This window comes from Candidatus Nitrosocosmicus sp. T, from assembly GCF_054408485.1.
In genome coordinates, this window is the sequence record NZ_CP166992.1 from 115,225 (window position 1) to 128,909 (window position 13,685).

15 protein-coding genes are annotated in these 13,685 nt (G+C 31.5%); 10 read left to right on the forward strand and 5 right to left on the reverse strand.

Features of this window, described 5'->3' with window-relative positions:
* Positions 1–108 precede the first annotated feature (108 nt).
* Positions 109–753, forward strand: coding sequence for a translation initiation factor IF-6 (locus tag AB0A59_RS00615; RefSeq protein WP_458745565.1), 645 nt, complete (start codon positions 109–111; stop codon positions 751–753).
* Positions 754–1,028: 275 nt separating this feature from the next.
* Here the strand turns inward: AB0A59_RS00615 and AB0A59_RS00620 are convergent, their stop codons facing one another.
* Entirely contained in the window at positions 1,029–1,421 is a 393-nt protein-coding gene (locus AB0A59_RS00620; RefSeq protein WP_458745566.1) for a hypothetical protein, read from the reverse strand.
* Positions 1,422–1,705: 284 nt separating this feature from the next.
* Here AB0A59_RS00620 and AB0A59_RS00625 point away from each other — a divergent pair, with 284 nt between their 5' ends.
* Positions 1,706–1,921 carry a hypothetical protein gene (locus tag AB0A59_RS00625; RefSeq protein ID WP_458745568.1) on the forward strand — a complete coding sequence of 72 codons (216 nt, stop codon included), beginning with the start codon at positions 1,706–1,708 and terminating at the stop codon, positions 1,919–1,921.
* A 250-nt stretch (positions 1,922–2,171) separates the two neighbouring features.
* On the opposite strand, the gene AB0A59_RS00630 is transcribed toward AB0A59_RS00625, so the two are convergent.
* Positions 2,172–2,486 (reverse strand): hypothetical protein, encoded by a 315-nt coding sequence (locus AB0A59_RS00630; protein WP_458745570.1) that lies wholly within the window; start codon positions 2,484–2,486, stop codon positions 2,172–2,174.
* A gap of 1,375 nt (positions 2,487–3,861) precedes the next feature.
* On the opposite strand from AB0A59_RS00630, the gene tmk reads away from it, so the two are divergent.
* The 3 genes from tmk to AB0A59_RS00645 are packed head-to-tail and all read left to right on the forward strand — an operon-like array spanning position 3,862 to position 5,369.
* Positions 3,862–4,590 carry a dTMP kinase gene (gene tmk / locus AB0A59_RS00635; RefSeq protein ID WP_458747634.1) on the forward strand — a complete coding sequence of 243 codons (729 nt, stop codon included), beginning with the start codon at positions 3,862–3,864 and terminating at the stop codon, positions 4,588–4,590.
* 1 nt (position 4,591) lies between these two features.
* Positions 4,592–4,795: a hypothetical protein gene (locus tag AB0A59_RS00640; RefSeq protein WP_458745571.1), complete on the forward strand. Its 204-nt coding sequence runs from the start codon at positions 4,592–4,594 to the stop codon at positions 4,793–4,795.
* Positions 4,740–5,369: a dTMP kinase gene (locus AB0A59_RS00645; protein WP_458745573.1), complete on the forward strand. Its 630-nt coding sequence runs from the start codon at positions 4,740–4,742 to the stop codon at positions 5,367–5,369. Before AB0A59_RS00640 ends, AB0A59_RS00645 begins: the two co-directional genes overlap by 56 nt.
* Before the next feature lie 380 nt (positions 5,370–5,749).
* Here the strand turns inward: AB0A59_RS00645 and AB0A59_RS00650 are convergent, their stop codons facing one another.
* Complete coding sequence (locus AB0A59_RS00650) at positions 5,750–6,652, reverse strand: CHAD domain-containing protein (protein ID WP_458745575.1); 903 nt, start codon at positions 6,650–6,652, stop codon at positions 5,750–5,752.
* Positions 6,653–6,891: 239 nt separating this feature from the next.
* The gene (locus AB0A59_RS00655) at positions 6,892–7,431 is read right to left on the reverse strand and encodes a SixA phosphatase family protein (protein WP_458745577.1); all 540 of its coding nucleotides are present in this window, start codon (positions 7,429–7,431) and stop codon (positions 6,892–6,894) included.
* 346 nt (positions 7,432–7,777) lie between these two features.
* Here AB0A59_RS00655 and AB0A59_RS00660 point away from each other — a divergent pair, with 346 nt between their 5' ends.
* Positions 7,778–8,596, forward strand: a complete 819-nt coding sequence (locus AB0A59_RS00660) for an undecaprenyl-diphosphate phosphatase (RefSeq protein WP_458745579.1) — start codon at positions 7,778–7,780, stop codon at positions 8,594–8,596.
* 361 nt (positions 8,597–8,957) lie between these two features.
* The gene (locus AB0A59_RS00665) at positions 8,958–9,386 is read left to right on the forward strand and encodes a hypothetical protein (RefSeq protein WP_458745581.1); all 429 of its coding nucleotides are present in this window, start codon (positions 8,958–8,960) and stop codon (positions 9,384–9,386) included.
* Positions 9,387–9,514: 128 nt separating this feature from the next.
* On the opposite strand, the gene AB0A59_RS00670 is transcribed toward AB0A59_RS00665, so the two are convergent.
* Positions 9,515–9,982, reverse strand: coding sequence for a ribonuclease H family protein (locus tag AB0A59_RS00670; protein ID WP_458745582.1), 468 nt, complete (start codon positions 9,980–9,982; stop codon positions 9,515–9,517).
* 534 nt (positions 9,983–10,516) lie between these two features.
* Between AB0A59_RS00670 and pstS the strand changes: the two genes are divergently transcribed.
* From pstS to pstA, 3 genes are all read left to right on the forward strand, one after another.
* Positions 10,517–11,614, forward strand: a complete 1,098-nt coding sequence (gene pstS, locus AB0A59_RS00675; protein ID WP_458745584.1) for a phosphate ABC transporter substrate-binding protein PstS — start codon at positions 10,517–10,519, stop codon at positions 11,612–11,614.
* Between the two features lie 90 nt (positions 11,615–11,704).
* A complete protein-coding gene (pstC, locus tag AB0A59_RS00680) occupies positions 11,705–12,709 on the forward strand; it encodes a phosphate ABC transporter permease subunit PstC (RefSeq protein ID WP_458745586.1) in 1,005 nt (334 codons plus the stop codon).
* Position 12,710: 1 nt separating this feature from the next.
* On the forward strand, positions 12,711–13,655 hold the full coding sequence (gene pstA / locus AB0A59_RS00685) for a phosphate ABC transporter permease PstA (RefSeq protein WP_458745588.1): 945 nt from the start codon (positions 12,711–12,713) through the stop codon (positions 13,653–13,655).
* The last annotated feature ends 30 nt before the right edge of the window (positions 13,656–13,685 follow it).

Below are 13,685 nucleotides of genomic sequence, written 5' to 3' on the forward strand. Positions count from 1 at the left end.
AATTAGTATTTTTTACATTTCTACTTATTATTATATTACTCTTTAATCAATAGGTTCATATGATAATCTACCTATGTTCTAAATTATTTGGGTATTTTCAGGTATGATTTGTATAAAAGTCCTAATGTAGGTATATTTGCAAAATCTAACGATAAAATAGTATTACTTCCACATGGTTATGCAGAGACGAAGTTAAAGAAAATAACGGAAATTTTAGAAGTGGATCCAATTTTTGTTTCTATAGCAGGAAATAGAATAATTGGTCCTATGGTGGTCCTAAACAATAATGGAATGCTACTACCATCCACAGCATCAGAGGATGAGGTGATACATCTAAAACAAGTAACTGGATTGAATGTATCCAAGCTAGATTCAAAATTGACGGCAATAGGCAATCTAATATCCACTAATGATAAAGGAGCAATAGTATCTCCATTGTTTAAGAATGAGTTTGATAAACAGATAGCTGATGTTTTAGGGGTGGAACCTTACACCATGTCCATTGCTGATTTCAGCCAAACAGGTTCGATGATTGTATCGACAAATGATGGTGGTGCGGTACATCCAAAGGCCACAGAGAAAGAGGTTGAAATTATTTCATCAGTCTTAAAGGTAGAGGTAGAGCCTTTAACTATCAATGGTGGCATTCCATATCTTTCATCGGGCATTGTTTGGAACACTCGGTCTTTACTTGTAGGTAACCTAACTACCGGACCAGAATTAATAATGTTGAGTAGGGCATTTAAAATGTAGATCCTTATTACTCGACTGGTATCTTCTGAGGATGATGATTTTATATTATAGATGACCCGGTCTTGAAGACTACTTTGGGGGTCTTTCGATTGATTAATTGATAAAATGTACTTTTAATTAAAATAAAATACTATAAAATAAACCATAATATTTTCAAAATCAGGTGACCTTGATCCTATACATCAAATTTTCATACAATTAAAAGTAATATTTATTTCGTAGTTTTTGAAGATAATGAGTGGGATAGGATATCCAAGTCATATCTATAAATTTGATTAACTACTGAATTTCTTTATACCTTTAAGGATATTCTTGGATGTTTTTTTAATGCCTTTTAATTCCTTTAAAACTTGCCTTTCGTAATATGAAAGTTTTTCTTTTTCTTTACTGTCTAATTCTTTTAAAATTGGACTTGATGTATTGATACTGTCCTTTTTTGTAGAATCAATTACATCTTTATTTTCATTTTTGATTTTACTATTTTCTACATTTTTTTTATTGTTTTTTGTAGAATCAATTACATCTTTATTTTCATTTTTGATTTTACTATTTTCTACATTTTTTTTATTATTATTATTAATTACCATATTTGTTCTATAATCTACTCTCTTAATAAGTATCTTGATTATTTTAGTTTTTATTGATTTTATGGCTTTTATTCCAAACACATATCATTTGAAAAAGAAACTAGAATTACAATACAAAGCAAGATTCATCAAAGTCATTGTAGGATCGCCTTCCTACAAAATGAAGTCTAATAGAGTCATACCTGTCTATACTGAGAATAATTGAAGGATTTGTAGTATGTCAATCAGGCTTTCTAATGGCCGGATTTATTTAATCTAAATATTTCAATGGACCTCATATGTAAAATATCGATATCGATATAGACTATATACAATATGACTATAAGAAATACAAACTATGTTTGTACATGAATCCGCAAATGTTTATGGACTGTGGACTTGATAAATTAAGAGAGTTAAAAAATGATTACAAATGGCTTTATTCCAATTATGAAGTTTTTAGAAGAGATTACAAGAATCAATTCATAGCAGTAAAAGATGAAGAGCATTTAGACAATGATATTAATCTTGAGAGATTATTACAAAGATTGAAACAGAACAAATTCGATGGGCCAATTGCAATTGAGTATATCTATGGTTAATTCCTTTACTTTTTCTTAGAAGTATGAAACTGGTTAGCCAATATACAATATTTTATCACTTTTGAATTACTATGCTAATAAGATATATCTTTTTTTCTAAATAAATATCGGAGAATAAAGATAGACAAAGACATCAGAATCAATTAATAATGCAAATCTGGATATGTCTAAAGGACATTTTAATACAGCAAAATTTTTCTTCTTTATTGATATCTTTTAAAACCATATACAAATTTATTTTTCAATTCGTCTAATTACAAACTTGTGATCTGTGCTTTTGGTTAATACTAGAGTAATAGTTATCGCTGTATACTACATCTTCTCGTGGAATTATGATCTCCTTTACTGATACTATAACTGGTGACAAATCAATAATATATTTTCTATTACAGTTAATATTATAAACAGATCTGTATTCGAATTTTCCTGTTTTTTCAAATGTTATCTCGTGTCCATGAATGTCAATGTAACTTTCATTAAGGATTTCGGATATTTTTAAATTTAATCCGTCAGTAATTTTTTTTTTCATCTTTATATTGTCTGATCTAATTCTACTCGCCGGCATTATTATCGTGTTTCAATATATTATCATTAGATAACATAGATTGTAATTATTTTCATTTCGATTTACTTAAATATAACTTCAGATTGAAAACTGATACTCAGGTTGTTCTATCCTGTCTGAAAAGTCGATGAATCAATAATGTCTACGTTATTACGTTATACTACATTCTAGTACTTATGCCTAAAATGACTAAAGAATCTTCGTTGCTTTTTATGTCTCAGATCTTTATGGAATGATAATTTCTTATATTTTCAAACATTCGTTATTGTATTAACAAATTTAATTCCAAATTTATTCGAATGTATGTGATGATATTGCTGGTCCATATGACTCAGAGTTTGGATGAATCGTGAAAGAAATCTGTGGTTAATAAGGATAATTACTTTAATTGAGTTCTGAACCACATTTAAAGCATTTAAGGTTTCCAATTATATATTCTCCCATTCTAAAACCGCATTTTATACAATCAATGGTATGTCTTCCATAGTCTTCCTTGTCTTCATGTGAATTCTCTAACTCCTCTAATCTAATATATTGAAACAACAAATTTGGAATGACAATAATTTTCATTCTGAAATTGTTACAATTGAATGTCTTTTAATATTTGTCAATATATTTTAAATGATTCTATATAGTTACAGAATAGTAATCAACTACTCTACTTTGGTAAAGGTGATTATATGCTAAATTGACTATGTATTAACGATGTTAGAGTATCTATTTTAACCTCCTCTTTGAATCGACCCATCACCTTCACCTTCAATCTCTTTTCTTATTATGGACCGCTATTATCTCATGGTCCTCACAATAAGAAGTGTACTATTTCTTTATCTATTTTACCAGCAACTTGTAATATCATCTCTTCCTTCAATTCCTCCTCATTCCGTATAAATTACAAAATACCAGATCTTTGTTAATGTGCATCAAATTATTACTGTTAATACACATGCAAGAGAGGTTTCAAAGGCTTGCATTATCATGTCATTATAAAGTTCACAATCATGAAACAAGCGGTATTGATTTCTTTCTTTCTTTCTTATACGATTATTACCCTATTGATTATAGCCATAGTAACATCATATACATAATGGATATAGTCTATTGCGATCATTATATTAATAATGAAAATAAAATAATGGGCATTTGACTTTTCGTGCACAATAATCAGTTGAATTTATGTATCCAATAATAAAGGACGAACACGTCATATCATTCGTTTAGAAGCTTTTAGAAGTATATGTTCTATATATAATAATGTCAAATACAATAAATACATCCTGAAATATGTTAAAGTGAAACATGACTTCTCATAATCAATCCGGTGCTTATTTATTTTATGAGATAGCAAATCATCGGTGATAATGAATTGCAGGCAATGGAAGGCAGCAATATTAATAATAAAAATAATGAATCCGGTATCCTAATAGTTGTTGAAGGAATAGATGGATCAGGCAAATCCACACAAATCCATTTAGTTGACAGATGGTTACGCTCCAAGGGATATGATGTTTTTTTTACTGAATGGAATTCGTCAGAGACTGTTAAGGAAATCACGTCGAAAGGAAAAAAAAAGGCAAGATTAACACCAATGACTTTTTCACTATTGCATTCTACAGATTTTGCAGACAGATATGAAAAGAATATCTATCCTTTACTCAGAGCGGGCTATATTGTTCTAGCGGACAGATATATCTACACTGCTTTGGCGAGAGATACTGTAAGAGGATGCGATCAATCATGGGTACGAAATATGTACAACTATGCCCGAAAACCTGACTTGGTTTTTTATTTTAGAGTACCTATTGAGATTGCTGTGACTAGGATCATTTCAGGGAGACCTAAACTGAAGCACTACGAGGCTGGAATGGATCTAGGATTAAGCAAGGATGAGTATGAAAGTTATAAAATATTTCAAGGTAGGATAGTTGATGAGTATGAATCAATGGTGAGTGATGAAAATTTCACAGTAATAGATGGAACACTTGATATAGAAAAACAACAAAATACTGTAAGAAGAAACGTCCTAAGGATCTTGAAGTTGAAAAACCAGATTCGGGGAAATATTGCTAGATTGTCACAATTAGAAACGAACACTGATGAATAAGATGATTTCAAGAAAATTAACTAAGAATAAAGATTATTCTACTACCAAGAAGGAAAGTAATAATAAAATTAAATTCATTAACCATTCCGGAATCAAATATCTCAAAGATATCGAGATAAATGGGTCATTCATAGTAATAGAAGGCCCAGATGCTTCAGGTAGAAAGTACCCAAATTCAGAAAATAACCGAAAAATTAGAAGCTGATGGACATGCAGTTGTTAACGCCGGCCTGAAACGGTCTGACCTAATTTCAAAGGGAATAATTGAAGCAAAAAGAAATTTTCAGGTAGGAAGAAGAACTATGGCTCTATATTATGCAGCCGATTTCGCAGATCAGTTGGAAAATAAGATAGTTCCTGCGCTAAAGGCCGGTTTTATCGTAATTTCTGATCGATATATATATACTCTAATAGCAAGGAGTTCAGTTAGAGGAATAAATAAAAATTGGTTGCACCAATTACATGGCTTTGCTATCAAACCCGATCTTATTTTCTATCTAAATGTGGATCCATTTAATTTGATTCATAGGGTATTCAAAAAAAACAAATCACTTGATTATTATGAATCAGGATCAGATCTGGGTATATCTGCAGACATATTTGATTCCTTCATTAAATATCAGTACTTATTAAAGAAAGAATTCACTCTGATGCAAAAAAAATATGGTCTAATAGATGTTGATGGTAATAAGAGTATTGAAGATATTTACCATAATATTCAAACAAAAATCAGTGAATATCTCGACCAAACTAAAAAAAATGAAACATTATTTAGATAGACAATTTGTATTTTTATTTGAGCGCTTCATTGATGTATTACAACTAGAGATTTTATTTGATATATAGAATATATTGACCATTAGGACAATCATTAAATCTGTTACCTCAATACAATAAACATGGTGAGCTTGAGGACAAAACTATATACTGAGGGAGGAAAATTATGCATGGGTTGTTTTCATCAAAGGCGTATTCATAGCTATAATATGAGTCAACAAAATAATCGTCTTCTGTGTAATCATCACACTTGTAGTTGTACCCAATTCATAGAATGGAATTGATAATCTGTTGTCATAATTTTTGAGATTAAAGTGATAAAGAAAATATTATGATGCTGTGACTGGGAATCGTTCTTTATTTACAATTATTACTATCTATCCTATTTTAAAACGCATTTCACATCCAAATTCGTTGGTTTATTATAATCAACAAATTCATTAAATTTTTTCTTTCTTACCTTCATAATATTTTCTATTATATCGGAGATTAGAGAATTATTTGATAGATGTTGTTGATTCAGATAATCAATGGTAACATCATAGTCATGGATTTCGCCAAGCATTCCTTGAATCTTTTCAAGCTGTCGTAGGATTCTATTATGATTTTCTCCCAGTTGCTCGTTGGAGCCTTCATCTCCAGTGGACCTCTCACCAGCTCTCTCATAATCTCTTTTTGTGACAAGTTCTATTAGATAGCGCAACTTTTTTGTGTCTTTTCTGAGTTCATGTAACACCAATATTCTGTCTTCATTATTAATAACGATCGGAAGCTTTCTTTCTATCTTGGTCTTTAGTTTTCTTACCATCTTTAGCAGTCTTTTTCTTGACTTGCCTGTAAAGCTCCTATTAATTTTTTTTCTATCGTAAAAATTTGGAATAATTTGTCTTCTTAAATCTAAAGCAATTATGCGTGCTTGTTTAAGGTATTTCTGCTTGTCATTTTCATAATGATTTTTAAATTCTTCTAATTTATCCTGCGGCATTTTACCTTCATTTGCTAACATTTTTAGAATTATGTCGACATCTCGTATCTTGCTATTGATTCTAAATAGCTTTTTAGCTGAACTTGCAAATTTCTTTATTTTTTTTTTGTTTCGTATTTGTTTGGGACTTGACTGGTATGCTGCTTCTAGTCTTCGAAGTGATGTACGCATATGATGGATATTATCTTCATTTGGATTTTCTACATATTTGTCTAACTTAGCAAGAACTTTTTCATAATTCTCATAACAGTTATTAGCATGGGTGTCTGAATCATATCGAACATGGAAACACTGTAACATACAATTAGATATCGTTATTGTAATATTAAGTGTTATAAAGCTCTGATGGATTCTTTATTGCTAGTTTATTTAAATTATAGGTAGTTGATTTTTCCGCCCTCAGTAAATGAGAATCATGAAATAAAATTAATGTTGTATTTATTTTTAAATAATAAAATAATCTTACACATTTATTTGATGAGATTAAAAGGCTACCGTTTTGTTTAATTTGTAATTGAGCATTTTCAAATTATATAACCCTACAAATTATTACTTTCCATTGGATCCTTTGGCCGCCATATATTCACAATTTCTGACGTAGCAATATCGTGCAAACTGAATATATCTCGATTTTTCAAAATTAGATTAATTTGAACTAGTGTGCACGTTGGTAAAATCATAATCTTGTTTGTAATAAGGCTCACTAATTCTTCTAGTGCTGGATTGTGACCAATTATTAGAACTCTGTCTTTAGTTTTGAATGCGGTAGATATTGCAGATATGTAATTGTCAATATCACTTCCATACAGTGAGGAATCGACTTCAATAAGATTCTCATACCCGGCATGTTTACATACATATTTAGTAGTTTCAATAGCTCTAAGGGCCGAGGAGGTTATGATCAAATTGGGCAAAATAGCCATTTCCTTTAAATATTTTCCCATCTTAATAGCCTCAGATTTACCTCTCTTGTTGAGTGGTCTATCATAGTCTTCCAATTTTTTATTCTTCCAACTTGATTTTGCATGTCGGAGTATTAACAAAATCTTGTTAAATTTCTTATCTTTCATATCATACATGAAAAATTAAAGATAACATGTTAAAAAGGTACTTGCAAATGGATCAAGAATCTTATTCAGAAATATGAATATTTCCATAACATCTTTTCCTATTCGTGCTAATTCATAATTTTTTGTTTATTTAAGATTAATTATAGTTATTATTTTTATTACCTACATATTATTCAAAAAATCGATCAACTAAAAAACAATGATATACGGAGAAGATAAATTGAAAAGCAAAGAAAAAAATTGGTTCATATTCAAAATATTATTACAGAATTATTTGTTGTTGATGATAGAATACGGAGGGGATGTAAACAGTTTATAATAAATAGCTAATCAGTATCACCTAGAAACAAAAAACATGACCGTTGATATCGTTCAATCCCTAATTCTAGGAATAGTACAAGGAATCACCGAATGGCTACCAATATCCAGTTCAGGCCATCTAGCCCTAACTCAACTATTACTTAATATTCATGTACCTATCTTCTTTGATTTAATTCTTCATATAGGAACTCTGGCAGGTCTAATAGGATTTTATCGAACTGATTTATTAATGATATTCAGGTCTATTTTTTATTCTCGTTCCATGTCTTTGCAAGATGTCAAAGACTATCGCAATCTACTCATGCTCATAATAATTGGTACAATTCCAACGGCAGTTATCGCATTTGCGTTAAAGTCTTTGTTTGAATTTTCTTTTTATGATTTCTTTTTGTTATCTATAGGATTCTTCATAAGTGGAATATTCATTTATATCACTAAATTTTTCAAGAAAGGTACCAAAGGCATCAATAGACTTGACGCTGTTTTAATCGGGATAGCACAGGGATTTTCTGTGTTCTCTAGCATATCTAGGAGTGGGGTCACAATTTCCTTAGGTATGATGCGACAAATTAACCATTCCCAACTGGTAAAGTTTTCATTCCTACTATCCATTCCTGCAATTATTGGAGGCTTGGTATTTGATTTTCTATTGATGGATGACACTCAGATGTCCAGAATAGGTGAAATTCATATTTCTTCTTACGTAATGGGATTTGTATCATCGGCAATAGTTGGATATTTAACAATCAAATTATTGATAGATATTGTCAATAGAGGAAAACTATACTATTTTGCATATTACTGCTTAGCATTGGCTGCGATCTTATTAGTATATTCTATCTTATTTGCATGAAATATTAAAAGTAAATGCAAGATACCATAATTTAGTAGTCATATAATTAGATAAATATATCTCTATTAGATATCACTTCATCTGTTTAGATTCATACTATCGTTAGACGAACTTATTTCAAAAAGATATTGCGATCTTTTGTGAACATAAATCCAAACTAGTAACTTTAGATGAAAGTACAATTGGTAACGATATATCAAACGATTAAGATGGTTGATTTGTTAAAACTCTTACCCTGAGTTGTAAAAGTATTTCCAAAAATATGATGGTCTAAGAACAATCCACTCATGCCTAACGTTGATTAGTATACTATATTGAACATGTAGATAAATAATTAATATGTTTCATAATTAGATAGTATATGGAAGAAAGACAATTTCTCCATAGCTTATGCGCTATTGCACTTCAAGTAGATATTTCTATAGAATTTGCTGGCATAGTTGATCCAAATGGCAAATTGTTAGTAGGAAAGTCAAAAAGCATACCTCGCAATTTTCCTAGCAGTAAAAGATGTAAAAATACTGTTTATGCAAGAAGTTTTAACGATCATCCTAGACCATTTTTTAAGGACAATTCGTTATCAACAAATAATATAAAAAATATAACGTCTCTGCAATCCAGCAGTCTGATTGATAATCACTCATTATTTAGGCTAATTCACCTAAACGATAATGTTTTTCTCGCATACATCCCAATAAACGAAATGAGCGATAGGTTCCTTTACATTTACTTTAGAACTAACGACTATTTAGAGAATGTTCTACAAAAACTTGATTCTGAATTTATATGATGGGTTTATTTACAATTAGTAATTCCAGAATCTCATAATTATATGGATATTCAATTATATGTCTTGCAACTTTTGAAAACCGAATATTTACCAATTTACAAAAAAGGGTAGAATGTTAATATCTTCTTCTAAACAATAGTATATTTAATTTGCTGCATACAACGACTATATCTGTTCTCTTTTCTAAGAAGTTCAAGAATTTTTCCTGCCCTATTATTGGTCCTCCTTAGATAATCAAATACTAGAGTGCAAGATATTTTTCCCACAATTTTTACTATCGAGTTGTACACTCTCTTTATAATCTCATCCTTCACCTTTGATCTTTTATTTAATTGCTCTATGGTAGCTTTGGAATCACTTCTGATGACGATTACTTTTCTTTTCCCTCTTTTCTTTAGTTTCGTTGCGAATGCTTTGAGGTTGTCTGAAATTGCAAAATATACTGCCAACATTTCCATTCTCTGGACACCGTATTTTTCATTTTTTTTATATGGTTTTAAAGTTCTTACTTTGCTTTTGTTTTGAAAATGATTATGCCAGGAAATATATCCAGATGGTGATCCGTCTACATCAATTGCGATTTGTATGTTGCGCAATCCATTTTGTTATGAACTATGTCAGAATATAACCATTATCTATATAGTTACCATAAAAATATTATGTTTAATTAATCATTATTCAAGACCATTCTATTAGTATATCAGCTAAATTTAACCGACCTGAAAATTTGCATATGGTAACAAATCATTGAAAATTTTGGACCGCATATGTAAACAACATGCATCCATAAACCACAGCTTTAATCATATATCGTTACTGTGTAGTAGTTGCAGATGGAAAAAGGTAATTCCATAATGCAATAGTTTGACTTAAGATTAATCACAATTTTCTGTATAGATTCATTTCTGCATATATTAGTAGATTCTGTTTTTTTGAAGAATTGTGACATTTATAAATAATCCTGGCTGTAGAGTCGAACAAATTAATCAGGTCTATAGCTTTATATTTAGAGCTTCCAAGAAAATCCTATCTTTTTTCTTGTCAGCTATAATTATACTACTTTAAACTATTCTATATAGTATATGAATAATATATAGACAATTGATTAATAATTATATAGTTATACAAATATGATGACTAATTTAACTAACTATAGGATACTAGGTATATCACTTTTAGCCGTATCGCTATTAGTTCCAGTCTATGTGAATTCAGTAAATGCACAGCAAGTTACGATTAATGGAGCCGGAGCAACTTTTCCGTTTCCTTTAATAGATACTTGGAGAGTGGAATATCAAAAAGTAAATCCTGATGTAAGTATTAATTATGCTTCTATCGGAAGTGGGGGAGGAGTTAAACAGTTTCTAGAAAAAACAGTTGACTTTGGTGCAACCGACGCTCCACTAACTCCAACCGAATTTCAACAAGCAGGAAATCCTGTTCATATTCCAGAAACAATAGGGTCTGTTGTTCTTGCATATAATCTACCAGAAATAACAACACCTCTTAAACTAACAGGGCCCGTTATAGCTGATATATTTCTAGGAAAGATTGCTAAATGGGATGATCCGAAGATTAAAGAACTTAATCCAGACATAGCTTTACCATCAGAGGATATAATTTCAGTTCACCGCTCTGATGGCTCCGGTACAACTTTTGTTTTTACAGACTATTTATCTAAAGTAAGCAGCGAATGGCTTGACAGAATAGGCGTTGGAAAATCTGTACAATGGCCTTCTGGTATAGGATCACCAGGAAATGAAGGTGTAGCAGCATCAATTCAAGGATCACCTTACTCCATAGGATATATCGAATTAGCCTATGCAATAACAACACAGATGAATTATGCGTCAATACAAAACAAGGAAGGTAACTTCATAACTCCATCATTTAATTCAACTATGGCCGCAGTAGAAGCAGCCGCAGGAACATTGCCTTCAGGCTCACAACCCTGGAATAATGTAACATTAACAGATCCATCTGGACCAAATTCCTATCCAATCTCTAGTTTCTCATATCTTTTGCTCTATCAAGACATGAGTACTAATCCAAACATGAATGAACAAAAAGCTGCAGCACTTGTCGAATTTATTGAATGGGCTATAACGGAAGGACAGCAATTCTCCGAACCATTGGGATATGTTCCACTACCTCAATCTGTAATTGACATCAACGAAGAAACATTGGGATCACTAACTTTTAATGGAAATCCATTACTCACTAACTAATTTTTATTTTTTTCTATATAGAATATATGTTCTATATTAATTATATATGTAAAATATATTATTAAATAGTTTTTACTTTATTGGTATACTTTGCCTCTAAAAGATTCTAAAGATACGCATGCCGAGCTGGTAAAGAAGCTGGATCTACAATCCAAAAAATCAATTTTTGGAGACAAGTTTTTTAAAGCTCTTGCAATTGGGGCATCTCTTTATACGCTGTTAATGGTTGCTCTCGTGTTATTTGCCTTAGCTGATGGCTCTATACCTATTTTTCTTAAAGAAGGCATTAATTTTGTGATTGGAACTAACTGGAATGCTGTTGAGGGGAGGGAATCATTTGGTGCCTTGCCTTATATAATAGGAACACTGGTTAGCTCAGCAATTGCAATGGTCATAGCTGTTCCCATTAGCATAGGAATAGCCATATTTATTACTGAAATGATTCCAAAAAAACTTGGTACTGTTTTATCTTTTGTAGTTGAATTATTGGCAGCTGTTCCTAGTATCATTTATGGTCTGTGGGCGTTATTTGTGTTCAGATTCTGGATAAGAGATTTTATAGAAGAACCTCTTCATAACTCATTTGGAGATTATATATCAATTTTTGCAAGAGCTCCTTTTGGACTGGATGTCTTTACAGCTGGAATTGTACTTGCGATAATGATTATCCCTATTATATCAGCTGTATCAAGGGAAGTCATTAAGGCTATTCCTCATTCGCAGAAAGAAGCTGCATATGCATTAGGTGCAACACGATGGGAGATGGTTAAAACAGCTATTCTGCCTTCCTCAAGAACTGGTATAATGGGCGCATCCTTTTTGGGATTAGGAAGAGCTATCGGAGAAACTATGCTAGTGACCTTAATTATTGGAAATGCAATTGGAATGGCCGCTATTCCTACTTCTTTGTTCTCTCAAAGTCAGACCCTCTCTAGTATTATCGCAAATGAGTTTAATGAAGCATCAAATGATCTTCATCTTTCAGCATTAATTGGCCTTGGCTTGGTTCTTTTTGTAATTACTATCTTCATAAACGTCCTTGCCATTTTCATAATTTCAAGGGTTTCAAAATCCTATTCTAATATGAGGGAATAATATGAGCAAAGATAATAAGAATCCAAATCAAAATCCAAATCCAAACGAGAATAAGAATTACAAATCAATAGTTCAAGAGTATGTCAAAAAAAATTCTTCAAAAAGAAAGATAATAAATAATTTGGTTACTATTTTGTTATGTAGTTTTGTAATAATTGCTATTATCCCTTTAGGCTCTATTTTAATAGAAGTATTTAAAAATGGTGCAGGGGCTCTGAGCCTCAGTTTTCTATTTGATCCCCCGGGTTCTATGGGTTCAGGCGATGGAGGTATAGGGCCTGCTATTCAAGGAACTCTGTTGGTTGTAGGATTTGCTACTTTAATTGGAGCTCCTGTTGGCGTTTTGGCAGGAGTATTCCTGTCTGAATATTCTAGTTCAAGCAGATTGTTTGCATATTTCCTTAGACTTTTTAATGATGTATTGACTGGTATTCCTTCCATCGTAATAGGAATTGCAGGATATATTACACTCGTGCTTACCTTGGGCTCATTTTCAATCTTGGCAGGAGCCTTTGTTTTATCTGTAATAATGATTCCTATTATTGCAAGGGTTTCTGAAGAGACATTAAAACTAGTTCCAAACACTTTAAGAGAAGCAGCCTATGGTTTGGGCCTTCCCAAGTGGAAGGTAGTATGGCATATAGTAATTAAAGGATCTAAGAGCGGTATACTAACTGGCATTGTTCTGGCGATATCCAGAATAGCGGGCGAAACTGCACCATTAATTATGACTATTCTAGGGACGAGCCTATTCTTTAGTGGCTTTAATTCACCTGTAGATGCGTTGCCTCTGAGAATTTGGAGATTAGCTTCGCAACCGTATCCATCAGCTCACGAACAAGGTTGGGGTGCCGCATTATTGCTTATATTGCTAGTATTATCACTAAGCATTGCTCTAAGGATGTTTGCTCAAAAAAGGAGTATTACGTTTAAATCGACTACTTGATAATTTATCTACCTTATCTATATAATACTA

Coding starts and splice junctions, on each gene's coding strand:
- AB0A59_RS00625 (WP_458745568.1), top strand. CDS start 1,706: ATGGACTGTGGACTTGATAAATTAAGAGAGTTAAAAAATGATTACAAA.
- AB0A59_RS00630 (WP_458745570.1), bottom strand. CDS start 2,486: ATGCCGGCGAGTAGAATTAGATCAGACAATATAAAGATGAAAAAAAAA.
- tmk (WP_458747634.1), top strand. CDS start 3,862: ATGGAAGGCAGCAATATTAATAATAAAAATAATGAATCCGGTATCCTA.
- AB0A59_RS00640 (WP_458745571.1), top strand. CDS start 4,592: ATGATTTCAAGAAAATTAACTAAGAATAAAGATTATTCTACTACCAAG.
- AB0A59_RS00645 (WP_458745573.1), top strand. CDS start 4,740: ATGCTTCAGGTAGAAAGTACCCAAATTCAGAAAATAACCGAAAAATTA.
- AB0A59_RS00650 (WP_458745575.1), bottom strand. CDS start 6,652: ATGTTACAGTGTTTCCATGTTCGATATGATTCAGACACCCATGCTAAT.
- AB0A59_RS00655 (WP_458745577.1), bottom strand. CDS start 7,431: ATGTATGATATGAAAGATAAGAAATTTAACAAGATTTTGTTAATACTC.
- AB0A59_RS00660 (WP_458745579.1), top strand. CDS start 7,778: ATGACCGTTGATATCGTTCAATCCCTAATTCTAGGAATAGTACAAGGA.
- AB0A59_RS00665 (WP_458745581.1), top strand. CDS start 8,958: ATGGAAGAAAGACAATTTCTCCATAGCTTATGCGCTATTGCACTTCAA.
- pstS (WP_458745584.1), top strand. CDS start 10,517: ATGATGACTAATTTAACTAACTATAGGATACTAGGTATATCACTTTTA.
- pstA (WP_458745588.1), top strand. CDS start 12,711: ATGAGCAAAGATAATAAGAATCCAAATCAAAATCCAAATCCAAACGAG.